We start from the raw sequence: 25,074 nt of genomic DNA, 5'->3' as shown, positions 1-25,074 counted from the left end.
TGTTTTTGGCGACCTTTTTTTTCAAAGAAATTGTCTGTTTGTTTCTTAAATTGTAGAGTCAAAAAATGGCAAATACTCTCAAAGAAAAGCAAAAAGTTCATTTTTTCCTTTAAACTGCTCATTATTAAGATAAAGTGTTCACAGCCTATTAAATATAAAGAAACCGCGTAATTAAATAACAAAGAATATTATGGCACACACAATATCTTTCATGAAGTGTTTTTTTTCTCAAAAAACAGAACACCTCTATCTTACTGAAACCAACTTTCCTATTCGCTCAACTTATAAGCAGCAGAATGAACTCTATAAATTAGGCCATGATATAGCTTCGAAAAGAGAAATCCCACTTCCTGAATATAAAGGAGAAAATAATTTTCACAAAAGGTTGAGGGAAAATGCCAAACTTATTCTCCACGCCTTTCATATCAGCGATGTTGCCGCTCACAATGATGAAACTATTGCACCATCTGCTCAATGGCTCATTGATAATTATTATACCATTGACAAAACTATACAACAACTACGACGTGACTTATCAAAGTCCTTCATCAAGCAACTTCCTCTTTATAAACAAAAAACAGGCATACCACGCATTTTTGCTTTAGCTTGGCTTTATATTGCTCACACAGATAGCGAATTTTCACAAGAAACACTCACAGCTACAATCAATGGATTCCAAAAAGTTTGCGCCCTTGAAATTGGTGAGTTATGGGCGCTCCCTTCTGTCATGCAAATGCTGTTGATTGAAAATGTTCGTCGTCTTTCATTACGTATTGAACAAACACGGTATATGCGTCATCTCGCTCATAAAATAGCTGATAAAATTTCTCTCGCAGACAATGAAACAAAATTACACACCCTTTTTACGCTATATAAACCATTCACTGCCGACTCAACCTTTTCAGCGCATTTATTCTATCGTCTACGTGGTGCATCTATCGATTCAACAACAGCACTCACTTGGCTTGAAAAGCAATTACAGAGCAAAAACAGTAGCTTAGAAATTGCAACAGCCGATGAACATACTCGGCAAGCTTCAGATGGTGTAACCATGGGCAATATTATTCGTTCCCTTAAAGCCATTGATGATACTGATTGGACAATATGGTTTGAAACAGTGAGTTCTGTAGACTTTATTTTGCATGAAAACAGTGATTTTTCCAAAATTGATTCTCACTCACGCAATATCTATCGGCAAGTGATTGAAAAGATTGCGCGCCTTTCACCTCTCAATGAGCTGGAAGTTGCACGAAAAGCTGTAGAGATGACATCCTCTTCCTCTAAAGAGTCCTCTCATCATAATAATCCCTCTGTTGGCTGGTATCTCGTTGATGAGGGACGACATATTCTTGAAAAGGCTTGTGGATACACTCCACCCCTTTTCATAAAATGGATCCAAGCCCTTTGTTGTTCAAAAATAAGAATTATTGCAATTCCTGTTTCTCTTTTAACCTTTGCTCTTTTACTTGCTGTCTACGCTTTCTTAGAGACATCTGGAACAACACCAAGGACAACCTTTCTCTTTACCGCATTGGCGCTTTTTCCTGCTATGGATGCAGCTTTTGCTTTCTTTAACACTGTTGTTTCATGGTTTATGCCATCAAAACAGCTCATTGGTTATGAATATAAAGAAGGTATTCCTAAAAATGCACGTACAATGGTTGTCGTTCCTACTCTCATCACATCACGCGATTATATTGATGAACAAGTGCGCAATCTTGAAATACACTACCTTTCCAATCCCAAAGGCGCCATTCATTTTGCCCTCATTACGGATTGGGATGACTCTTCCTTTGAACAAACACAAGATGATCTTGATCTATTGCATTATGCGCAAAGGAGTATTGATAAACTCAATCATCGTTATCATCGTTATGACATTCCCCTCTTTTTCCTTTTACATCGTCGGCGCCTTTATAATGCTAGCGAAAAATGCTGGATGGGATGGGAACGCAAACGTGGTAAACTTTATGAACTTAATCTGCTATTAAGAGGCGATAAAAACACAAGCTTTTATCCCCCCAATCCACACCTTCCCATGGATTGTCGTTTTGTGATGACTCTAGATTCAGATACACGTCTTACCCCTGAAAGTGTTACAAAACTCGTTGGAAAACTTAACTATCCGCTCAACCATCCCATTTTTGATCCACACAATGGAAAAGTTGTAAAAGGTTATAGCATTTTGCAACCGCGTATTACACCTTCTCTTACAACAGGAAAAGTAACATCAATTCTGCAACGGTTTTTTTCTACCAATCGCGGCATTGATCCTTATGTTTTTGCTGTTTCTGACACTTATCAAGATCTTTTGGGAGAAGGAACTTTCATAGGCAAAGGCCTTTATAATATTGATGCATTTCAACAAGCACTTAAGGGTAAAATTAAAGAAAATACTGTTCTTAGTCATGATCTCTTGGAAGGAGGATATGCACGCACTGCATTAGTAAGTAATGTAGAAGTGATTGAAGATTATCCAACAGCTTATAATGTTGATGTTGCGCGTCATCACCGTTGGATTCGTGGTGATTGGCAACTCTTGCCTTATCTCTTTTCCCCCCATAAAATTAACTCCATTACGCGTTGGAAAATGCAAGATAATCTGCGCCGCTCTCTCACACCACTTATGTGGTTGATCGCAGCAATCACAGGGTGGTCTCTTTTACCGTTAAAAAGTGCAATCATTTGGCAAACATTCTTGCTACTTAGCCTCTTTGTCTCACCAATTTTAGGCGTATTAAAAACTTTTGTTCCCTCCAATATTAATCATTCTTTACGTGGATATCTTCGATTGATTTTGAACAAAAGTATCTTTACGCTAACAAATATATTTCTTAAAACCACGTTTATTGCTCATTCTGCTTATTTTATGACTGATGCAATTGTTCGCACACTCTATCGCATGGGGATTTCAAAACAGCACCTCCTTGAATGGAAAACCTCCACCTCAACAAAAACAATGCCTAATAGTTTGGGTTTCTATATCCTTACAATGTGGCCAGCATCGCTCATTGGTATTCTTGCCATAGCGCTGCCTTTCTCTTTTCATAGTTTTACAAGCTTTCTTGCTTTGCCCTTTGGACTCGCATGGTTTTTTTCACCCTTAATTGCGTGGATTGTCAGCCAACCCTCAACATTTGAAGCTACTCTTCATATATCTTCAGGGGATAAAGAAACCCTGCGATGCATTGCACGACGGACATGGCTCTATTATGCAACCTTTGTTAATGCGCAAAACAATTATTTACCACCCGATAATTTTCAAGAAGATCCAGAACCTCTTGTTGCCCAGCGGACATCCCCTACAAATATTGGAGTTTATCTACTTTCTATTATCGCTGCTCGTGATTTTGGTTGGATTAGTTTTGCAGAGGCTATTACACGCGTTGAATGTACATTACGCTCTCTTGAAAAAATGGAAAAGTTCCGTGGTCATCTCTACAATTGGTATGAAACGGATACACTCAAACCTCTCTTACCAACTTATATATCAACGGTTGATTCAGGAAATCTTGCTGGCCATTTGGTGACGCTCTCTTCAGCCTTAAGTGAATGGGCTGAAAAACCTCATGTTTTTTTTCAAAGTGATCGAGCAGGCTTACGTGATGTTAATGCTATTCTTGAAGAAACTGTCAAAGAGATTCCAGATAATCAATATATTCCACATCCCCTACGTCAACAAATCGAACAACATATCACCAATTTTTATCACTCCATCAGTGTTTTCATCAAAAAACCAGATACAACCACTTTTTACACTACTAACCTTTCTCTCGCAGCCTGTGATATTTTATACTTAATAAAAGAGCTCAATCAAAAAATCCAAACAATAGAATCCGCTCGTGCACTCTCTTGGGCCAAATGTCTTGTAGAAACCTGTGAAGCCCATCATCATGATGCTACTAGCGATTACGACAGTGAAAAACTACGTAAAAAATTAAACACTTTAGCTGTAAAGGCACGACAAATAGCCTTTGATATGAAATTTGACTTTTTAGAACAACCTAAAAGGCATCTTTTGTCCATTGGATATCGTGTTCAAGAAAACAAACTTGATGAAAGCTGTTATGATCTACTGGCTTCAGAAGCCCGCCTCGCAAGTCTTTTTGCCATTGCGAAAGGCGATATAAAAATTAAACATTGGTTCCATCTTGGCCGCCTCCTCGTCCCCATTGGTTGGAAGAGCGCGCTCTTATCATGGTCTGGTTCCATGTTCGAATATCTCATGCCGTCCCTCGTTACGTGCGAACCTTTAGGGTCTCTTTTAGATCAAACTAATAGGCTTATTATTCGTCATCAAATACAATACGCCCATAAACGGAGATTACCTTGGGGTATTTCAGAAGCGGCATTTAACGCTCGCGATCACTTAATGAATTACCAATACGCCAATTTTGGTGCACCAAACCTCGGACTCCAACGTGGTCTCTCACGCAATGCTGTTATTGCTCCCTATGCCAGTCTTCTAGCAGCACAATACGTGCCTACCAAAGCTGTAACTAATTTAAAACGGCTGCGTGATCTTGGAGCTTTAGGTACATATGGTTATTATGACTCTGTTGACTTCACCCCTTCACGCCTGCCAACAGGAAAAAAATACGCTGTTGTGCGTAATTATTATGCGCACCATCACGGCATGTCCATTCTTGCCATTAACAATGTTATTTTTCAAGGGCGGATGCGCGATCGTTTTCACCGTGATCCAATCATTGAAACTGTACAATTATTATTACAGGAAAGAGCTCCACATCAAATTCCCATCATTCATACCAAAGTTATGAATCAAATGCGCAATAACCCTCGAGAATTTGATGATGTCCCTTTGCGCATTATTACTAACCCGCTTCTTAAACCACGTGCAACTTTGCTCTTATCCAATGGTTTTTACTCTGTAATGTTAACCGCTAATGGCTCTGGTTATAGCCGTTGGCATAATTATGCGATTACACGCTTTCTTCCTGATACGACAGAAGATCAACAAGGTACTTTATTCTTCCTCCGTGATACGCATAGTGGACGCTGGTGGTCTGTTACCGGTGAACCAACACGCGTTGTCGAAGAAGAAGCGATCTGCATTTTTACAGATGAAAAAGCTGAATATACGAAAATGGTTGACGGCATTAAATCAACACTTGAATGTCTCATTACATCTGAAGGGTGCGGTGAAGGTCGACGTATTCAACTTATAAATATAACAAACAAAGAGCGCCTCATTGAAGTGACCTCTTATGGCGAACTAGCACTTGCAACAATGGATACGGATTGCGCTCATCCTGTTTTTTCTCGGATGTTTATAGAAACAGAAATTACTGAGGAAAGAAGAACGATTTTTGCCAAAAGGCGTAAACGTTCACCTAGTGACCCTGAGATTCATATTGCCCATTTTGTTACAGATACAACAGATACTCTCCAAGAGGTAGAAGCTGAAACTGATCGCTCCCTGTTTATTGGACGAGGTCGATCTATTCATCGACCTGCGGCATTTGATCAAAATTCTCGTTTTAACAATAGTCAAGGTTGTGTTCTTGATCCGATCATCTCTCTCCGGTGCCGTATAAAAATCCCAGCACATGAAAAAGCAGAACTTATTTTTTGGACTTTTGCTGCCAATACAAAAGAAACACTGCAAAATCATATTAATCATTATCGACAATCTAATATATTCCAGCAAGAATTTTCAATGGCGTGGACACGTTCGCAGGTCTCGCTATATCAGAGTGGCATCAACCTTAAAGAAGCTATTACGTATCAAAAATATGCAACACCGCTTATTTATCCCGACCGAAAATGGAGTCTTTCTCCAAAAATATTAGCAAAAGCTCTCGGTAAACAATCTGATCTTTGGCCCATGTCTCTTTCAGGAGACTACCCTATCTGTCTTCTTAGATTAGATAATAAGGGAGACATAACTGTTTTATGCGAACTGCTTAAAGCACATGAATATTGGCGCATGCGCGGCCTCATTGTTGACCTAGTCATTCTCAATGAACAAGCATGTTCTTATATACAAGATACGCAACGTGCTATTGAATGGGTATGCGAATCTTATCGCCACCACACTCATGACACGAATGAACGCCAACATATTTTTACGCTTCAACGTGATCAAATAAATGACCAAAGCCTTAAGACACTTCTTGCATCAGCACGCATCATTCTTGATGCCCAAAATGGCTCTTTGTTTGAACAGCTCAAACGACTTGATGAGAGTGATTTTGATCTCGCAATCAATAGTCATCAAGAATCTCATTATCAATTAAACTACAAAAAGTGCAACGAGGGAAGACAAGTTACGACACAAACAAAACAAAGCCTTTTTGCTTCCATTGGTCTTATCAGTCATCAAAAAGATTCTATTCTCCCTGTTGATGGACAAGGCCTACAATATTGGAATGGTTATGGCGGGTTTAACCAGCATAACTATTATGTGACACGTCTTCATGGACACACCACCACACCACATCCATGGATTAACGTCATTGCTAACCATAATTTTGGTTTCCATGTTTCTGCTGAAGGTGCACTTTTTACTTGGGCAAACAATAGCCGCGATTATCAATTAACCCCTTGGAGTAATGATCCCATTTCTAACCGTCCAGGAGAAGCACTTTACCTTGTAGATCGCTTATCTTTAAAACGTTTCTCGCCTGTTTCTGCCGTTGAATGTAATGAAAATGTTATCTATGAAGCTTGCCATGGTTTTGGATTCTCAACCTTTAAATCTACCCATTCAGAGATCACATTAGAACTTACTCATACACTCGATCGAGAAAAATCGGCTCGCCTTTCACGTCTCATCCTTAAAAATGAAGGAAAGAAACCGCGATACTTACGTCTTTACAATTATGTTGAATGGGTGTTAGGAAACATTCGTACAAAATATGCACCTTTTATACTTGCCTCTTATGATCCCAAACGTGGTGCACATTTTATTCAAAATCCCTATCATATCGAAAAATCTCAACACGTAGCATTTTTATCCGCATCCGAAATACCATCTAGCACCACCACCAATCGCACTGAGTTTATCGGGCCAACAGGAACAGTTACACATCCTCACGCAATCCGTAAAGCCGGCGCCCTTTCAAATACGGTTGAAACAGGATGTGATCCTTGTTCAGCATTAGCCTATGATATTGATCTTCTCCCAGGACAAAAAAAAGAAATCGTTTTCTATCTTGGTAGTGCTGAAAATATACAAGAGGCTGAAAAATTACTAGACCAAGTACGTGCAAGTGATTTTGAAATTCTGCTCACACAACAAAAACAACAATGGAGTCATTTTGTTTCCCCCCTCCAAGTAAAAACACCTGATCCCTCTTTTGATATTATGGTCAATCATTGGCTTCCTTATCAAGTCTATGCTTGTCGCATGATGGCGCGCGCAGCTTTTTATCAAGCGAGTGGTGCATTTGGCTTTCGCGACCAATTGCAAGACAGCTTGTCTTTGTTATTGCTAGAACCAAAACTAGCGCGTGAACAATTGTTAAATGCTGTAGCGCATCAATTTCCTGAAGGTGATGTACAGCATTGGTGGCTCCCTCATACCAATGCTGGTGTTCGCACACACATTTCTGATGATATCGTCTGGCTTGCTTATGGAACAGCTCTTTATGTCAACACGACTGGCGACTACGCATTTCTCGATACTCCAATCACTTTCATTGAAGGAGCTGCTCTCAACGATGGACAACACGATGCTTATTTTCAACCCACACAATCTTCAAAAATTGCAACGGTCTATGAACATTGCGCTTTAGCTTTAGACCTTGCCATAAAGCGCTGTGGACAACACGGACTTCCGCTTATTCTCGGCGGTGATTGGAATGATGGCATGAATTTGGTAGGCATTGAAGGGAAAGGCGAAAGCACTTGGTTAGGGTGGTTTCTTGGAACCACGCTAAAAGCATTCATCCCCCTTGCTCAAAGCCGTGGCGATAACAGCCATATGCAATCATGGAGTGCACACCTTAAACGTCTGACGAATGCTCTAGAAAACCACAGTTGGGATGGCGCTTGGTATCGACGAGGGTATTTTGATGATGGAACCCCTCTCGGTTCTAAAATAAATGATGAATGCCAAATTGATACTATTGCTCAATCTTGGGCTGTCATTTCTCAAATGGCATCTCTTGAGCGTCAAAAACAAGCAATGGCATCCATGCTTGAACATCTGTGTGATGAAGACGGCGGACTTATACGTCTTTTCTGGCCACCTTTTGATAAAAGTATTCTGGAACCTGGTTATATTAAAGGCTATCCTCCTGGAATACGAGAAAATGGTGGTCAATACACGCATGGTGCTATTTGGAGCATTTTAGCGCTTGCTGAAATGGGTGAAAGGGACAAAGCCTATAGTTTGTTTTCTATGATCAATCCCATTACCCATGGGCAAAATCCTGAAACTTATCGTGTTGAACCTTATGTCATGTCCGCAGATATTTACGCTACCCAACCACGTCGTGGACAAGGTGGTTGGACATGGTATACAGGTTCAGCAGGCTGGTTCTACCGCGCGGCAACCCAAAACATTCTTGGAATTAATCGTCAAGCTAATCAATTATTTTTACGTCCAAATTTGCCTTCCTTATGGCCAGAATACGAAGCAAAAATGAAGTTTCATGATGCTGTTTATACCATTAAAGTGAAATGGGGATCTGAAAATACACTCAGTATTAATGGTAAAAAATATGCCAAGGTTCACGCAGGAATAAAGTTAAAAAAAACGGGAAAATATGAAATCATACGTATTGTTAAATCTTAAAAACAGAAAAATGAAACGGATTTTTTATTCTTGCCCAAAACCATAGAGTTGTTATCGTCCCTGTATTCCCTATATTGATCGTGTTGGTGTACAGTAATTTTAGATTCCACAAGACTGAAAGAAAAAGGGTTATGAATCATCCAGATATTGCGAGACGTGTTTATAATCATACTTGGAAACTTGATCCTATTATTCGTTCACTTTTGGATACGGATTTTTATAAACTTCTTATGGTACAAATGATTTGGGGGCTTTATCCAAATGTTAATGTTACTTTCTCCCTCATAAACCGTACCAAAACAATACGTCTCGCCGATGATATTGATGAGGCTGAATTGCGTGCTCAACTTGATCACGCCCTCAGTTTGCGCTTTACAAAAAAAGAAATGATCTGGCTTGCTGGTAATACATTTTATGGACGCAAACAAATTTTCGAACCAGATTTTCTTCATTGGCTCGAGAACTTTCAACTGCCAGAATATGAACTCACCCGCAAAGATGGCCAATATATCCTCCATTTTCATGGTTCGTGGTCCCATAGCTCGATGTGGGAAATCCCCGCCCTTGCTATTATCAGTGAATTACGTTCACGTGCTGCTATGAAAAAACTAGATCGTTTTGCTCTTGATGTGCTTTATGCACGTGCTAAAGCAAAAATGTGGAGTAAAGTTGAGCGGCTTAAAAAATTGCCTGATATTAAAATATCTGATTTTGGTACAAGGCGTCGTCATTCTTTTTTATGGCAACGCTGGTGCGTTGAAGCATTAAAAGAAGGTATTGGCGATTCTTTTACTGGGACTTCCAACGTTCTTCTCGCCATGGATACAGATTTAGAAGCTCTTGGAACCAATGCACATGAATTGCCCATGGTCATTGCTGCTCTTGCTAATAACGATAACGAATTGTGCAAAGCACCTTATAAAGTTCTGCAAGATTGGAACCGTTATTATGGTGGAAATCTTCTCATTGTTTTGCCTGATACCTTTGGTACAGAAGCATTTTTATGCAATGCACCAGATTGGGTGGCTGATTGGACAGGTTTCAGACCTGATAGTGCTCCACCCATTGAAGGTGGCGAACGCATTATCCAATGGTGGAAAGAAAAAGGAAAAGATCCACGCGAAAAATTATTGATTTTTTCTGATGCCCTTGATGTCAATACTATTGAAAAAACTTATCATCATTTCCACGGGAGAGTGCGTATGAGTTTCGGATGGGGAACAGATCTTACCAATGATTTTGCAGGTTGTGCACCCCAAGAAATTGCAACCTTTGATGCTCTTTCCCTTGTTTGTAAAGCCACTCATGCCAATGGTCGACCAGCTGTAAAACTCTCGGATAATCCTGAAAAAACCATCGGTAATCCGCAAGAAATAGAACGTTATCTCAATTTTTTTGGTAATCAAAAACGTGTTGCCATACCTATAAAAACTTAATCATAAGCTTATTTGTATAAAATTAAATACAAACGGCTATAAAATCAATTACTGATGGATACTAGTCAGCTGATGCAGACTCTCTCAGCATTAACAAAATAGTGTAGTGCTTCTCTATCAATGTAATCTATCATTGCTGATCAAAGTAATTTTACGAGCGTACTTGATTAAGGTGTTATATAATCCTCTCTGCTCATAAAATTGTTTCACGAATATATCATTCTATCTCATGAACCCTCTAAAAAACTTATTATCTCATATACATCCTTGGTATGGAAACGTTAACTAAATTTGAGAGTGGAAAATCTCTGTCAATAAATCTAACGCACTAGCAAAGATAAAAAGAGCATTTGATTCATAAAGCTTTTTATTTCTGTCATTATGAAGATGGACGCGTCACAATATAAATGGCTATCAACAATAAAACAGCCGCAACCAACAAAGCAAACCACAAAGCAGGGTGCAGCATCATCAAAAATGATAAAAAGCCTCCCGCCATACTCACCACCGCAAAAACTTTAATTAATGGTGGAATAGCTCTCTTTTCTTCCCATTGCTTAATAGGCGGACCGAAAACGCGGTGATTATTCAACCAATGATGAAAACGTGGTGATGAACGCGCAAAACACCATGAAGCAACTAACAAAAAGGGTACGGTTGGCATAATAGGGAGCACTATGCCGATGATACCCAATATAACCATTGCCCAACCCACTACAGACATGAAGATACGCAAAGGGTGAGATGTAGTAAAATCTTTTTTCATCTTCTAGCACCATTTTCCTCTACGAAAAGTCATAATATATTACACGCTTTGGTACACAACCACTTCTCAATACTATTTCACTCATAAGCGTATTTTTCGGTAATTACTCCTCTCAACGCGTAGAACAACTTACGCAATATGATAATCATTTTAAAAGTTTCAAGAAAGCAAAATAAATTGTTGGGAAAACAAAAAATAAAAAGGCTGCAGAATAAATCAATGCAGCCTCTCAATTACGAATGCAGTGTTGGGGGGAGAATACATACTGCATCCATCTGCTAGACATTAGGAGGAAAACAGCCTAGCACCACGCCTTCTAGTTAAAACAAGCATAAGAGACAATAGACAAAAACGCATGTCTGCTATGCACGAACTTTATTACACTTAAATTTCCTGAACTGTAACTCGGCGAAAAAAAGTCGATGTAAAAATAGTGATAAAAATCAAAGTCAAAATCAACACAATCGTGGAAGCAGAATCAGAACCAAGAAATAAACTTAGATAAACTCCTAAAAAACCAGAAAAAGCGGCAATAAATATAGCAATCACCAACATAAAAGAAAACCGCTTTGTGACAAGATAAGCAATTGCTCCCGGTGCTATCAATAAAGAAATAACGAGAACAATCCCAACGGCTTTCAAAGCTGCAACGATCGTGAGAGAAATCATTGTTAAAAGAGTGTAGTGGAGTACTGATATACGCAACCCCATTGCACGACCTTGAACTGAATCAAAAATATACAGCATAAAATCGCGCCATTTCGCTCCTAAAATAAAGGTAACAGCAGCAGAAATTATCGCCGTCTGCGTGATATCAAGCCAGTTAACACCCAAGAGATTACCAAATAGAATATGATTTAAGTCTAAGCTACTATAAATGGATGTTGCCAAAACAAGCCCCAAACCAAACATAGACGAAAAAACAACACCCATCACCGTGTCCTGCTTGATACGGCTATTGCTCCCTAAAAAACCTGTTGTAAGAGCACAAACCATACCTGCAATAAAAGCACCACAAGCAATCAAGGTCATTGTAACATTCTCTGGGCGCACTTGCTGAAACCAAACAAATGGCAAAGAAGTCAAAACTGTTATCACCCACGGTGTCGCCATGTAACCAAGCACAACACCAGGAAAAACCGCATGAGAAATTGCATCGCCTAAAAGCGCCCATCCTTTCAAAATAAGAAAACAAGAAAGCATCGCCATTGGAACAGAAAGGATTATGACAATAAGCATGCCCTTAAGCATAAAAGAAAACTGAAAAGGAAGTAGTAATTGATCAATCATGATAACATCACACCTTTTTTTGCCGCATTTATACGTAAGCGTGCCGCTATAAACCCATGTTTAGGAGCAAAAATGAAAGCTAAAATAAATAGAAATGCTTGAAAAAGTACAACAACGCCACCCGTTTGTGCATTCAAAAAATAACTCACATAGACACCTAATACACTTGTGAATGTCCCAATTATAACTGCAATAACTAAAACATTCACAAAACGGTCACTTAAAAGATAAGCTGTTGCTCCAGGCGTCACCACAAGACAAATGACCAAAAACGCTCCAACTGTTTGCATAGCAGCAACAGTACAAGCGGCAAGCAATGTGAAAAAAAGTATCTTTAAAAACTTTACGTTTAATCCAATAGCGCGTGCGTGCGTCTCATCAAATAAAGAAACAAGGAGATCTTTCCATTTCAAAAGCAATATAAGCAAAGAAAAAAAACCAATAAAAGCCAATTGTATAATATCTGACGAGCTAACTGCTAAAATATTTCCCAAAACAATCGTATCAATATTAACGGCCATTGGTTTTAATGATTTGAGAAACAAGCCAAAAGCAAAAAAGGAAGAAAAAATGAGACCAATAATAGTATCTTCTTTCAGTTTTGTCCGGTGATTAAAAAAGAGCATCGCTGCCGCAGCAAGACCACCAGAAAAAAATGCTCCAAGAGAAAAAGGTAACCCTAGAAGATAAGCCCCTGCTACTCCAGGTACAATCGAATGGGAAAGTGCATCACCAATAAGCGACCAACCTTTCAACATCAAAAAAGCAGAAAGAAAAGCGCACACACACCCCACCAATCCCGAAACCCACATCGCATTAACCATATATTGATAGCTCAGCGGTTCAAGCAACCAAGACATCATGCTACGTGCTCCACTTTTTCAATATTCTCGAAAATTACAGATTGTTTTCCTGCCGTGAAAACATTATTTTTTTTTGCGTTTTGAAAATCAAAAATATGATGGTGTAAAGCACCACCAAAAGTTTTCTCAAGATTTTCTTTTGTAAAGACAGTTTCAGTTAATCCAGAAGCCAAAACCGTTCCCTTTACTAAGACAGTGTGATCACAAAATTCACGAACAGAGCCTAAATTGTGGGTAGAAACTAATATCACAGCTCCTTCTTGACGCAGGTCTTGCAACAAAGCAATAATCTTATCTTCCGTTGTGACATCAACCCCTGTAAACGGCTCATCTAACAAAATAGCTTTTGCCTGCTGTGCAAGAGCACGTGCCAGAAAAACACGCTTTTTCTGCCCACCAGAAAGTTCACCAATTTGGCGCTTAGCAAATGGCAACATATCGACACGTTCCAATGCAACACGGACAGCCTCATAATCTCGTGCCCGCGCATAGCGAAAGAAATTCATGTGACCATACCGCCCCATCAAAACAACATCTTCAACGAGAACAGGAAAATTCCAATCAACATCTTCACTCTGAGGAACATAAGCAATAAGATTTTGTTTTAAAGCCGTATCAACAGGCAAACCAAAAATGCGAATTTTTCCTTTGGATGGTCGCACAAATCCCATAATAGCTTTAAATAATGTTGACTTACCTGATCCATTAACGCCAACCAATGCTGTAATGGAACCTGTCGGACTCTCAAAATTCACATCGCGTAAAGCTGTATGCCCATTACGATAAGTTACCGTTACCTCTTGAGCAAATATTCCAGATTCTGTCATCAACCTTTTACTCCATCTAATAACGCATTGCTAATACGCCCGCTTGTGACACGTAATAAATCAATATAAGTTGGGACCTCACCATCTTTTTCACTCAGAGAATCAACATAAAGAACACCGCCGTATTTAGCTCCCGTCTCTCTCGCAACCTGTTTAGCAGGCGCAGGAGAAATAGTGCTCTCAGAAAAAACTGCTTTGATATTGTGTTTGCGAACCATGTCAATAACATGCTTAACTTGCTGTGGCGTCCCTTGCTGATCAGCATTAATTGGCCATAGGTAGAGTTCTTTCAGATCAAAATCACGTGCCAAATAGCTAAATGCGCCCTCACTTGTCACAAGCCAACGCTTGTCTTGCGGTACTGATTCCAATTCAGCCTTGATTGGATCAATCGTTGCGCGAATCTTCTGCTTATAAACTTCAGCATTTTCTTTATAAGTAGCAGCATGCTCGGGATCATACTTTACAAAAGCGTCACGAATATTATCGACATAAATCAAAGCAGAGTTCGGCGACATCCATGCATGAGGATTTGGCTTACCGCTGAAAGGTCCTTCACCAATTTTAATTGGCACAATGCCTTTTGAAACAACAACACTTGGAACATCCTTGATATTTTGAAAAAACTTTTCAAACCAAAGTTCTAATTCTAATCCATTCCACAATACAAGGTTTGCACCTTGGGCGCGCATAAGATCGCGAGGTGTAGGTTGATATTCGTGAATTTCAGCACCTGGTTTGGTGATGGATTCAACATCAGCTGCATCACCTGCTACATTACGCGCCATATCAGCAATGATCGTGAATGTCGTAACAGCTTTAAATTTGCCAGCACCAAAAGCGAAATTGGGTGTAAAAAAAATAACAATTCCCAAAAATACGGTACAAAATGTTTTTACGTTCATTGATCCTCTCTTTATTGCCAATGATTTGCATTATCATTTAGAGATAACAGTTATCTTCAACATTTGCAATGAAGGATTCTGACAAAAAATAACTTTTCAAGATATTTAAAAACATTCTTTACTACTTTGAAAAGACTAATGATTTAAAGAAAATCTGCTTTGTACGGAAAATTTTTTTCAAAGAGCTCTATAGATCCTGAATGCCAAAAAAGAGGGAGCACTTTTGAGTACTCTCTCTTTATAAAATAACCTAATAGAAGAGAAGAAGACTTAACAGCGCAAACATGCATCTGTCACCTTAGTGACATTTTCTACCACTTTCAAAGCAAGCTCTTCTAGATCTTCATCCGTTAAGGTCCGTTCAATGGGTTGAATAGCGACTTCAATCGCAACAGATTTTTTATCTTCACCAAGGCTTGAATCTTCAAAAATATCAAAAACCTGCACTGAATGAATAAGTTTTTTATCCGCTCCACTTGCAGCACGTACGATAACAGAGGAGGCCACTGTTTTATCAACCACAAATGCAAAATCACGCCGCACTATTTGAAAAGGTGATAGTTTCAATGGAGAACGACTTTTGGTTACCCTTTTCTTGGACTCCGGAATTTTATCAAGAAAAATTTCAAACCCACATAAAGGACCACTTACATCTAACTTTTCCAATGTAGCAGGATGAAAAACGCCAAAAAAACCAAGAATAATTTTTGATCCAAGCTTCATAACCCCTGAACGACCAGGATGATACCAATTAGGTGCTCCAACTCCAATTTGAATCTTGCCTATATCCATACCGCACGCTTCTAAAACAGCCAATGCATCGGCTTTAGCATCAAAAACATCAACTGTTGCAGCATCACCATGCCAAAAACGCCCTGCTCCTTCAAATCGTTCTGTTCCTCGGCGAATCCCACCAGCAACACATTGCTGTTTATCAGGTGTATCGCCTTCATAGATGCTGGACACCTCAAACAAAGCAAGATCTGGAAAACCACGATCAGCATTGCGCTGTGCTGCCATCAGTAAACTAGGTAAAAGAGAAGGACGCATCACGGACATGTCAGCAGAAATAGGATTTACTAATTTAAGCTGTTCTTGACCACCACCAAAAGCAAAAGCCTGACTTTCAGAAATAAAGGACCATGTCACGGCCTCCTTCATACCACGATGCGCTAAAGCTAAACGCGCAACACGTGAATGAACCTGTGCGCCTGTGAAAACTGGATCTTTTCCTGCTGTAAAATCTGCTAACGGAATGGGTTTAATTTTATCCAACCCATAAATCCTCATCACTTCTTCTACTAAATCAGCTTTATCAGCAATATCAGGACGCCATGTCGGCACTTTAATGGTAACCACATCTCCTTCCCCTTCAATACGAAATCCAAGCTGTATCAAAATAGTAATGGCTTGTTCACGCTCTATTTCTAAATTTGTCAAACGCTTCATTTCAGAAAAAGGAAAAGCGATTTGTTTGATTTCTGGTTGCTGATAACCAACAATCTTCGTCTTGGATACCTCACCACCGCAAAGGCGTAAGACTAATTCTGTTGCAATCTCAAGCCCTTTTTCCATAAAAGTCGGATCAACACCTCGCTCAAACCGATAACGCGCATCACTGATAAGTCCTAATGTACGTCCCGTCTGCGCAATACTCTTTGAATCCCAAAGTGCTGACTCAATAATAACGCGACGCGTCTTCTCATCACAGCTCGTTCTTTCACCACCCATAATACCGGCAATCGAAACAACTCCCTCTTCATCTGCGATGACACAATCTTTGACACCCAAATTATAAATTTTTCCATTAAGCGCTTGAAGTTGTTCACCTTCACGACCACAACGTACACTCAAGTTCCCTTTAATCTTATCTGCATCAAAAACATGAAGCGGACGACCAAGATCAAAGCTTATGTAATTGGTCATATCAACCAACGCATTAATAGGTCTCAAACCAATTGCACTCAAACGCTGCTGCATCCATTGCGGTGACGCCCCATTTTGAACATTACGTACTTCACGCCAAGCAAAACCTAAACATAGCGATGAGCCTTGCGAAAAATCTAAAGAAACATGAAGCAGTGTTTCAAAAGAAGCGTCAAATTGTGGGAACGATAATTCTTTTAATCGCCCGATTCCAGTAGCTGCTAAATCACGCGCAATACCGCGAACACCTGTGCAATCAGAACGATTGGGAGTTAAACCAATATCAATGACTGGATCATCTAAACCTGCATAAGCAGCGAATGAACCTCCTATAGTCGCATCCTCTGGGAGTTCGATAATTCCATCATGCTCACTTGATAATTCAAGCTCTGCTTGTGAACACATCATCCCGAAACTTTCAACCCCACGAATTTTGCCTACAGACAAGGTCACATCAAGTCCCGGCACATAAGTGCCTGGCAATGCAAGAACACCAACAAGTCCAGCACGCGCATTTGGTGCCCCACAAACAATTTGCATAGACGTACCAGACCCCGTATCTACCGATAAAATCTGTAATTTATCTGCGTCAGGATGTTTTGTTGCTGTTAAAACTTTTGCAATCACAAAACCTTTTAAAGAAGAACGGTCATCAACATGATCAACCTCAAGACCGATCGCCGTTAGTTTATCGCAAATTTCATTCAAAGATGCATCTGTCTCTAAGTGATCTTTTAACCAAGACAATGTAAATTTCATTTTAAAACCTCACATCAACGCTATGATAAGATCACACATTATTTAAAGCAGGAAAAAAAGCAGGCATATCAAAACAACGAAAGCCGTAATGATCTAACCAACGCAAATCAGCATCAAAAAAGGCCCGCAAATCAGGCATACCGTATTTCAACATGGCAATGCGATCAATGCCCATTCCCCACGCAAATCCCTGATATTCATCGGGATCTAAACCAACATTCTTCAATACATTAGGATGCACCATTCCGCATCCTAAGATTTCCAGCCAATCCTGTCCTTCACCGAATTTTACTTCTGAACCAGAACGGTCACACTGGATATCCACTTCCATAGATGGTTCGGTAAAAGGAAAAAAAGAGGGACGAAAACGCATCTTCACAGATGAAACTTCAAAAAAAGCTTTACAAAAAGTCTCATGAAGCCACATCATATGTGCAATGGTAGAGTTTTTATCAATCACAAGACCTTCCACCTGATGAAACATCGGTGAATGAGTCGCATCTGAATCCATACGGTAAGTTTTTCCAGGAATAATGATACGTATGGGTGCTTTTTGTTTTTCCATCGTACGAATTTGCACGGGTGATGTATGGGTGCGCAATAATTTGCGCTCTCCTGCTTTATCGACTTCAAAAAAGAAGGTATCATGCATTTCACGCGCTGGATGGCCTTCAGGAAAATTCAATGCTGTAAAATTGTAATAATCTGTTTCAATATCTGGTCCTTCCGCAAGTGAAAAACCCATATTCGTGTAAATAGCTATAATTTCTTCAATCACCTGTGAGATAGGATGAATACGCCCCCGTTCTATAGGTGAAGAACGAACAGGCAAGGTTACATCAACCGTTTCGCTAACAAGACGCGCATCTATTGCTTGCTTTTTAAGAAGATCACGTTTTCGCGCCCATAACTCTAAAACACGATTTTTTAACCCATTAAGAGCAGGCCCCATTTTATGACGTTCTTCAGCGGTCATCTTCCCTAATGTTTTTAATTTTTCAGAGATGCTCCCTTTTTTGCCTAACGCCGCAATACGCACTGCTTCAAGTGCCTGTTCATCCCCCGCCGCTTCTAAAGCTAAACAAATTTCTTGTTCCAGACGCTCAACATCGCTCATCTTTTTGCCTATGTTTTTAATAAAAAAAACCCGCACTCGTAAAAACCAGTACGGGACCCTGAATAAATGAATGCTTTAAGAGAACACGACTGGCTTACTTGACAGCACCTTCAAAAGCATTAGGCGTCGTGTCTTTTAAATATTCCAAAGCCTTCTTTGCACTAGCTACTAAAGTAGAAAACGCTTCTGTTTCGTGAACTGCTATATCTGAAAGAACTTTACGATCAACCTCAATACCAGCCTTCGATAAACCATCAATAAAGCGCGCATAAGTCAAACCTTCTGCACGAACAGCGGCATTAATTCTCTGAATCCACAAAGCACGGAAAGTACGTTTTCTATTTTTGCGATCACGATAAGCATACTGCTTTGAACGATCAACCGCCGCTTTAGCTGCACGAATAGTATTTTTGCGCCGGCCATAAAAACCTTCAGCCTGTTTCAAAACTTTTTTGTGCTTAGCGTGCGCTGTCACACCTCTTTTTACACGTGCCATGTAATAATCTCCTAAAAATCAAAAGCGTAAGGTTTAAACACCATTTGGCAAATAATGCTGAATAACTTTTTTAGCATCTTGTTCGCATAAAACCATCGTTCCACGGGCATCGCGAATAAACTTATTTGAACGCTTAATCATACCGTGACGTTTGCCTGCAGCTGCTACTTTAACTTTGCCTGACGCAGTGATCTTAAACCGCTTCTTAGCGGACGACTTGGTCTTCATCTTGGGCATTTTGCTACTCCATACAATTTATTTATTCAAGTGGATCTATTCATTCAAGCGGACCAACGCGGACTAACACTTGAACAAGCATTTAAACAGCCACGGCATGCCCTGCCGGGCGGCTCTGATAGCGTTTTCATAAGCTAGTATACACGAAATAGCAAGACCATATCAAAAAAAAATCGGAGGCCCATTGCCTTGAACTTCAACCAAAGGTGCTGGAATTGCATTTGTTTTGATGGCTGCTTTACACAGATCAGCAATAATACATTGCGTACATTGTACTTTACGGGCTTGGCAAATATAACGCCCATGTAAAATAAGCCAATGATGCGCATGACGAAGATAATGCACTGGTATAATCCTTAGTAACTTTTCTTCAACAATCTCTGGTGTTTTGCCAGACGCTAAACCAAGGCGGTTTCCAAGGCGAAAAATATGCGTATCCACCGCCAGTGTAGACTGACCAAAAGCAACATTCAAAACAACATTAGCGGTTTTACGCCCTACTCCAGGAAGTGCCATAAGTGCTTCACGTTTATCAGGCACTTGACCACCATAGTGATCAATTAAAAAGTTGCAAAGTGCATAAACATTACGCGCTTTTGCACGCCAAAGACCAATTGTACGAATATGACGTGCAATTTCTTCTTCTCCTAATGCAACCATTTTTTCCGGTTGATCAGCGAGGCGAAATAATTCTTTTGTCGCTTTATTAACGCTCGTATCTGTAGCTTGAGCCGAAAGAACAACCGCAACCAAAAGAGTAAAAACATTGGTATAGATAAGATCACTCTTAGGAAGCGGGCGTTGAACAGAAAAACGACGAAATATTTCTTCAATTTCGTCTTTGCTATATAATATTTTGACAGATTTTCGTGTCTGTAATAATTCTATTTTTCTTTGAATCATTGAACTCTTTTATCTTCTCTCTTGAAGTTGTCATCCACACTCGCCATATTGAGAGAGATGTAGCGAGCAATTTGTTATAGAGCTTGGTTAAGTAGAGCCGCTTTGAAGAGGACACTCACAATGACACATGTGACGCCTTTCTCCAATCCCTTTCTTTTAGGATTTGAAACAATAGAAAAAACATTGCGACGTATTGGTAAAGCTGATGAGGCTTATCCAGCCTATAATATTGAACGTTTGCACAAAAACGATGACACAAACCATATACGCATAACTTTGGCTGTTGCTGGATTTAAAGTCAATAACCTTAGTATCCTGCTCGATGACAATCAACTGATCATTCATGGTAAACAAACAGATAGCCAAAATCATCAATATTTATATCGCGGTATAGCCGCACGCCAATTCCAACGCATCTTCGTTCTCGCTGAAGGAATGCATGTTACAAATGCCGAGTTGAAAAATGGTCTCTTATCAATTAACCTACATCAACCAAAATCAAAAAAACAAACGGTACAGATTCCGATCAACTGTAGTAGTGGTGAGTAATACAAATTAAGGCGTAAAGGAGTAGTGAAATGGGAGAGCACAAACAGAACCTGCCGTTGCAAGATACAGCCCACTCTGATACGGGGCAAATTGCTTATTTGAAAAAGGTTTGTACAGATGATCTGGCTAAAAATTTTCCAGATCTTCCACCAATGACCCCAGGCATTACAATATGGGCTCTCTTTGGTGAAACAGGCTATCCAATCATTTTATCCGACGAGCGTTCTATCGCTCTTGCAGGAGCTAATGAGCATGAGCTACAAATTGTGACTCTGCACTAGATTGTTGCACCAAAAATAATGAAAGCATCTTTATGAAGCTATCAATATTGTATAGGAAAGCACAACAATAAACCTTTGTATGGGTAAATTGGAAGCAGATCATTCCAGTGAGGTATCGTAATTTTTTTAATAAAAAAGCGCAGTTGTATCTAACTTCCTACTATCCCTCTCATACACTATCAATCTTTTGAGCGATGGTATCTGCTTTTTCTTTTCTTTGATATTCTACTGTCTTGTTTCTATAAAAAAAGGTCTTTGTTGATTGATACTCTTTGAATCTGTTCTGTTATCGGCATTTATAGTGAACTATTTATCTCTTGAGAGGGCGTTTCTTTTTAATAAAGGTTTTGATAAAAAAATCCTCCTCATAATATTCTTAAATGCATTGGAAGATTCCTAGTCATCTGGATTTATTCAACTCGTGTAATCAGAAAAACCATACTTGTTCACTCGAGGCATAATAAATTCTGTGTTTAAGTCTATTCCAAAACCAATCTAATCCCTGCTTGCAGATATCCTCCTTTAACGCCACCCACATGCCTTTAATTGTTGTTCATATTGTCTAGATATTCTTGCCATGCGCTGTGCCGCTTGTGCAAGTGCGCTACTACTTGCTTGCCCCCTACTGCGCGCATAAGCACCATGCCCCATATGATAATTTAAATAAAGGCTATACGCATCATCAAACCTCACACCATTGCGTTGGACACTTTGGCGATGGTACCAAGCAACAAAATCAGCGGCATCTGCAAAATTAGTCCGCCATGCAAAAGACCGTCCCGTAGAACGGAGATACATTACCCATGTACTGTCAAGCGCTTGAGAATAACCATATGCTGTCGATCGGCGTTTCCATGGAATAAAACCAAAAAGTTTTGTGCGTGGAGGACGTGCATTGTAACGAAAATTCGATTCCATCTTAATGGTTGCAAGAATAATCGGCATAGGAATCCCATAGTGCATTGCTGCGCGTTGAGCAGCTTTTCCCCAATTATCAAAAAAACTATTTTTTTGTGCTAAAACAGCGCAAGCATTGTTTGTATAGATTGGGGAGGTTGTTGCACATCCCTCTAGCAGAAACACCAATGCCCCCAAAAACAAAAAGCGCCGCATATCTTTTCTTCCTCTCATTAGGAAATTAATGAGATATAGATACTAAAAAATTATTACCAACCAATAAAGAATATGGACATACTTGTAATTACTGGGAGCCTTGTTTTACTCCTCATCCACCAAATGTAATTTTTGAGATGGAATAGAGGTTGTCATTTTCGTTGGCTCAAAGCTGTTCTCTTTTAACTCAAAAGTTTCGATGCGATTAGCTCGTTTCATAATTTTGGAAGATGATATTAAAATACCCTCTATATCTTCACCCGCTTTGTAAAAATGCTTTTGTAACGCACGAACACGCGTATCCATTCGTCCAAAATCTTCCATTAATTTTGCTACTTCTGACTGAATCAAATGCGCTTGTTCACGCATCCGCGCATCTTTCATAATAGTTTGTACAACCTGAACAGATAACATCAACAAAGATGGTGATACAATAATCACATGTGCTCGATTGGCTTTTTGTACCAATGGCTCAAAATCTTCATAAATTGTTGCAAAAACCGATTCCGAGGGTACAAAGAGAAAAGCGGTATCATGGGTTTCTCCAGGAATTAAATATTTCTGTGCAATATCGCGAATATGAACTTCCATGTCAGTACGGAATTGGCGTTCTGCTTCCTGACGCTCTTGCGCTGATGTTGCTTTACGCATGGCATTCCACGCTTCTAGAGGAAATTTTGCATCAATCACAAGAGATGGTCCTTTATTCGGCATGTAAATGAGGCAATCTGGGCGCTTTCCATTAGAGAGAACTGCCTGAAAAGCATAAGCATTTGTTGGTAGGGCATCGGCAATAATTGCTTCCATCCTCCCCTGACCAAAAGTGCCACGTGTCTGCTTATTGCTTAAAATAGCCTGTAACTGAACAACCTGCCCTGTAAGCGACTGAATATTATTTTGCGCCGCATCAATTACCGCTAAACGTTCTTGCAAACGAGCCAAATTTTCATAAGTAGATTTGGTCTGCACCTGAAGCGTTTGACCCAAATTGGCTGTCATCCCATTGAGTTGCTCACTGAGTGACTTATTCAATTCAGCCTGCCTTTGACCAAAAATTTCTGCCATAGTCTGCATTCGCCCTTGCATTTCAGCTTGTGTCTTTAGCAATGTAGCCATCTGCATTTGTGCTTCACGGGCACGTTCAGCAGTTTTATTTTCCCAAAGTGCCTTTTTCCGATGAGAATGTATCAGCATAAAAAATGTTAAGCAAATGAGTATCAGTAAAAGTAGAGCACTCAGTTTAGCAAAAGACTCATTAGTGAGTATAAAAGAAAAAAACGAATCAAACATACCAAATAATATAATCCTCTTATCATAAAAAAAGCGCACGAATCCGTTATTCAATATTGACCCATAACAAACCATTGATTAATCTATACTTATGCCAATTAAATCTTTAATTACTTTACCTGATCCGGTTTTACGGGAAGTCTCCAAACCCGTAGAGCATATTGATTCAACTCTCCAAAAGCTTGCTGATGATATGTTGGATACGATGTATAATGCCCAAGGCGTTGGCCTTGCTGCTATTCAAATTGGTATACCGCTGCGTATGTTGGTCATAGATGTCTCCAGAGATGATATCCCGAAAAATCCGCTTGTTGTTATTAACCCAGAAATCTTATGGCTTTCAGATGAGCGTAGTACTTATAAAGAAGGCTGCCTCTCTATTCCTGAATATTACGCGGAAGTTGAACGCCCTAAACGCCTTTGTGTGCGCTATCAAGATCGCCAAGGGAAACAAACAGAAATTGAAGCAGATGATCTCCTAGCTACTTGCTTACAGCACGAAATTGATCATTTAAACGGCTGTCTTTTTATAGATCACATTTCAAAAATCAAACGTGATATGGTGATACGAAAATTTAAAAAACGCGCAAAAGAAAACAACGCACAGAAAGCACTTTTGTAATGGCATTACGGTTAAGTTTTATGGGAACACCTGATTTTTCTGTTCCCATTTTACATGCTTTGTTGAATGCGGGACATGATATTGTAGCTGTTTATAGCCAACCTCCTCGCCCAGCAGGTCGTCGTGGTCTTAAACTGATCCCCTCACCTGTTCAAAACGCAGCACAAGCAAAATGCATCCCTGTGTTCACTCCTCTAACGTTCAAAACAGCCGAACAACAAGCCCAATTTACAGCACTTGGTGTTGATGCTGCTGTTGTTGTTGCCTATGGACTCCTCTTACCGAAAACTATTCTTGAAACACCACGTTTTGGTTGTTTTAATGCTCATGCTTCACTCTTACCACGTTGGCGTGGTGCTGCTCCTATTCAGCGTGCAATTATGGCTGGTGATAAAGAAACGGGGATGATGATTATGAAAATGGATGAAGGGCTTGATACAGGACCTATTGCTCTCTCCCACTCTATCCCTATTACTGATAACATGACGACCTGTGAACTTTCAAATAAACTTTCACATATGGGTGCAGAACTCATGATAAAAGCTCTGTCAGCTCTTGAAAAAGGCCAGCTTAAACTTACCCCACAATCAGCAGAAGGCATAACCTATGCCTCTAAAATCAAAAAGGAAGAAACCCGCATTGATTGGACAAAACCTGCAGAACTTATTCATAGGCATATTCGTGCGCTTTTTCCCTCTCCTAGTTGCTGGTGTAACATGATTATCGGCGGACGAGAAGAGCGCGTAAAAATTCTTGGAAGTCGCTTAACAATGGGACCTTCTCGTGGAATTGGTTGGATAGAGCCAAATTCTTTGATCGTCCACTGCGGACAAGGACGTTTAGAAATAACCCATCTCCAAAGATCTGGTGGTAAAATTCTTGAGTGCGCCACATTTTTGCGAGGTGCTCATGTTTCTGCTGTTTTTTAAT

General features: G+C 39.8%; 18 protein-coding genes. 6 read left to right on the top strand and 12 right to left on the bottom strand.

Annotated features, from left to right (window positions below; genetic code table 11):
• Positions 1–190: 190 nt before the first annotated feature.
• Entirely contained in the window at positions 191–8,764 is an 8,574-nt protein-coding gene (locus J7R13_RS01925) for a glycoside hydrolase family 94 protein (RefSeq protein ID WP_208437218.1), read from the top strand.
• 131 nt (positions 8,765–8,895) lie between these two features.
• Complete coding sequence (gene pncB, locus J7R13_RS01920; protein ID WP_208437217.1) at positions 8,896–10,200, top strand: nicotinate phosphoribosyltransferase; 1,305 nt, start codon at positions 8,896–8,898, stop codon at positions 10,198–10,200.
• Positions 10,201–10,579: 379 nt separating this feature from the next.
• On the opposite strand, the gene J7R13_RS01915 is transcribed toward pncB, so the two are convergent.
• From J7R13_RS01915 to nth, 10 genes are all read right to left on the bottom strand, one after another.
• Complete coding sequence (locus J7R13_RS01915) at positions 10,580–10,966, bottom strand: YbaN family protein (protein ID WP_208437216.1); 387 nt, start codon at positions 10,964–10,966, stop codon at positions 10,580–10,582.
• Positions 10,967–11,350: 384 nt separating this feature from the next.
• The gene (locus J7R13_RS01910) at positions 11,351–12,256 is read right to left on the bottom strand and encodes a metal ABC transporter permease (RefSeq protein WP_208437215.1); all 906 of its coding nucleotides are present in this window, start codon (positions 12,254–12,256) and stop codon (positions 11,351–11,353) included.
• A complete protein-coding gene (locus J7R13_RS01905; RefSeq protein ID WP_281432484.1) occupies positions 12,253–13,119 on the bottom strand; it encodes a metal ABC transporter permease in 867 nt (288 codons plus the stop codon). The genes J7R13_RS01910 and J7R13_RS01905 overlap by 4 nt, the downstream gene beginning before the upstream one ends.
• On the bottom strand, positions 13,116–13,946 hold the full coding sequence (locus tag J7R13_RS01900) for a manganese/iron ABC transporter ATP-binding protein (protein WP_208437279.1): 831 nt from the start codon (positions 13,944–13,946) through the stop codon (positions 13,116–13,118). The genes J7R13_RS01905 and J7R13_RS01900 overlap by 4 nt, the downstream gene beginning before the upstream one ends.
• A complete protein-coding gene (locus tag J7R13_RS01895; protein WP_208437214.1) occupies positions 13,946–14,851 on the bottom strand; it encodes a metal ABC transporter substrate-binding protein in 906 nt (301 codons plus the stop codon). Before J7R13_RS01895 ends, J7R13_RS01900 begins: the two co-directional genes overlap by 1 nt.
• 270 nt (positions 14,852–15,121) lie before the next feature.
• On the bottom strand, positions 15,122–17,536 hold the full coding sequence (gene pheT / locus J7R13_RS01890; RefSeq protein ID WP_208437213.1) for a phenylalanine--tRNA ligase subunit beta: 2,415 nt from the start codon (positions 17,534–17,536) through the stop codon (positions 15,122–15,124).
• 31 nt (positions 17,537–17,567) lie between these two features.
• Complete coding sequence (gene pheS, locus J7R13_RS01885) at positions 17,568–18,653, bottom strand: phenylalanine--tRNA ligase subunit alpha (protein WP_208437212.1); 1,086 nt, start codon at positions 18,651–18,653, stop codon at positions 17,568–17,570.
• A gap of 94 nt (positions 18,654–18,747) precedes the next feature.
• A complete protein-coding gene (rplT, locus tag J7R13_RS01880; RefSeq protein WP_208437211.1) occupies positions 18,748–19,149 on the bottom strand; it encodes a 50S ribosomal protein L20 in 402 nt (133 codons plus the stop codon).
• A 33-nt stretch (positions 19,150–19,182) separates the two neighbouring features.
• Positions 19,183–19,386, bottom strand: a complete 204-nt coding sequence (gene rpmI, locus J7R13_RS01875; protein ID WP_006590038.1) for a 50S ribosomal protein L35 — start codon at positions 19,384–19,386, stop codon at positions 19,183–19,185.
• 162 nt (positions 19,387–19,548) lie between these two features.
• A complete protein-coding gene (gene nth, locus J7R13_RS01870; protein ID WP_208437210.1) occupies positions 19,549–20,289 on the bottom strand; it encodes an endonuclease III in 741 nt (246 codons plus the stop codon).
• 120 nt (positions 20,290–20,409) lie between these two features.
• Between nth and J7R13_RS01865 the strand changes: the two genes are divergently transcribed.
• Positions 20,410–20,838, top strand: coding sequence for an Hsp20 family protein (locus J7R13_RS01865; protein ID WP_004858225.1), 429 nt, complete (start codon positions 20,410–20,412; stop codon positions 20,836–20,838).
• 29 nt (positions 20,839–20,867) lie between these two features.
• The gene (locus tag J7R13_RS01860) at positions 20,868–21,119 is read left to right on the top strand and encodes a BQ00720 family protein (protein WP_004858221.1); all 252 of its coding nucleotides are present in this window, start codon (positions 20,868–20,870) and stop codon (positions 21,117–21,119) included.
• Positions 21,120–21,641: 522 nt separating this feature from the next.
• On the opposite strand, the gene J7R13_RS01855 is transcribed toward J7R13_RS01860, so the two are convergent.
• Together J7R13_RS01855 and J7R13_RS01850 are read right to left on the bottom strand one after the other, a co-directional pair.
• Positions 21,642–22,232, bottom strand: a complete 591-nt coding sequence (locus tag J7R13_RS01855; protein WP_208437209.1) for a transglycosylase SLT domain-containing protein — start codon at positions 22,230–22,232, stop codon at positions 21,642–21,644.
• 105 nt (positions 22,233–22,337) lie between these two features.
• Positions 22,338–23,522, bottom strand: coding sequence for a DNA recombination protein RmuC (locus J7R13_RS01850; protein WP_208437208.1), 1,185 nt, complete (start codon positions 23,520–23,522; stop codon positions 22,338–22,340).
• A gap of 91 nt (positions 23,523–23,613) precedes the next feature.
• Here J7R13_RS01850 and def point away from each other — a divergent pair, with 91 nt between their 5' ends.
• Both def and fmt read left to right on the top strand, forming a co-directional pair.
• The gene (def, locus tag J7R13_RS01845; RefSeq protein WP_208437207.1) at positions 23,614–24,144 is read left to right on the top strand and encodes a peptide deformylase; all 531 of its coding nucleotides are present in this window, start codon (positions 23,614–23,616) and stop codon (positions 24,142–24,144) included.
• Positions 24,144–25,073 (top strand): methionyl-tRNA formyltransferase, encoded by a 930-nt coding sequence (fmt, locus tag J7R13_RS01840; RefSeq protein WP_208437206.1) that lies wholly within the window; start codon positions 24,144–24,146, stop codon positions 25,071–25,073. Before def ends, fmt begins: the two co-directional genes overlap by 1 nt.
• Position 25,074: the final 1 nt, after the last annotated feature.

It is taken from the genome of Bartonella taylorii 8TBB (assembly GCF_902825155.1).
In the GTDB taxonomy this organism is placed as follows: domain Bacteria; phylum Pseudomonadota; class Alphaproteobacteria; order Rhizobiales; family Rhizobiaceae; genus Bartonella; species Bartonella taylorii_A.
The sequence above is the reverse complement of the archived record's forward strand: the minus strand, read 5'-3'. Positions and strand labels throughout refer to the sequence as shown.

Coding starts and splice junctions, on each gene's coding strand:
- J7R13_RS01925 (WP_208437218.1), top strand. CDS start 191: ATGGCACACACAATATCTTTCATGAAGTGTTTTTTTTCTCAAAAAACA.
- pncB (WP_208437217.1), top strand. CDS start 8,896: ATGAATCATCCAGATATTGCGAGACGTGTTTATAATCATACTTGGAAA.
- J7R13_RS01915 (WP_208437216.1), bottom strand. CDS start 10,966: ATGAAAAAAGATTTTACTACATCTCACCCTTTGCGTATCTTCATGTCT.
- J7R13_RS01910 (WP_208437215.1), bottom strand. CDS start 12,256: ATGATTGATCAATTACTACTTCCTTTTCAGTTTTCTTTTATGCTTAAG.
- J7R13_RS01905 (WP_281432484.1), bottom strand. CDS start 13,119: ATGATGTCTTGGTTGCTTGAACCGCTGAGCTATCAATATATGGTTAAT.
- J7R13_RS01900 (WP_208437279.1), bottom strand. CDS start 13,946: ATGACAGAATCTGGAATATTTGCTCAAGAGGTAACGGTAACTTATCGT.
- J7R13_RS01895 (WP_208437214.1), bottom strand. CDS start 14,851: ATGAACGTAAAAACATTTTGTACCGTATTTTTGGGAATTGTTATTTTT.
- pheT (WP_208437213.1), bottom strand. CDS start 17,536: ATGAAATTTACATTGTCTTGGTTAAAAGATCACTTAGAGACAGATGCA.
- pheS (WP_208437212.1), bottom strand. CDS start 18,653: ATGAGCGATGTTGAGCGTCTGGAACAAGAAATTTGTTTAGCTTTAGAA.
- rplT (WP_208437211.1), bottom strand. CDS start 19,149: ATGGCACGTGTAAAAAGAGGTGTGACAGCGCACGCTAAGCACAAAAAA.
- rpmI (WP_006590038.1), bottom strand. CDS start 19,386: ATGCCCAAGATGAAGACCAAGTCGTCCGCTAAGAAGCGGTTTAAGATC.
- nth (WP_208437210.1), bottom strand. CDS start 20,289: ATGATTCAAAGAAAAATAGAATTATTACAGACACGAAAATCTGTCAAA.
- J7R13_RS01865 (WP_004858225.1), top strand. CDS start 20,410: ATGACACATGTGACGCCTTTCTCCAATCCCTTTCTTTTAGGATTTGAA.
- J7R13_RS01860 (WP_004858221.1), top strand. CDS start 20,868: ATGGGAGAGCACAAACAGAACCTGCCGTTGCAAGATACAGCCCACTCT.
- J7R13_RS01855 (WP_208437209.1), bottom strand. CDS start 22,232: ATGCGGCGCTTTTTGTTTTTGGGGGCATTGGTGTTTCTGCTAGAGGGA.
- J7R13_RS01850 (WP_208437208.1), bottom strand. CDS start 23,522: ATGTTTGATTCGTTTTTTTCTTTTATACTCACTAATGAGTCTTTTGCT.
- def (WP_208437207.1), top strand. CDS start 23,614: ATGCCAATTAAATCTTTAATTACTTTACCTGATCCGGTTTTACGGGAA.
- fmt (WP_208437206.1), top strand. CDS start 24,144: ATGGCATTACGGTTAAGTTTTATGGGAACACCTGATTTTTCTGTTCCC.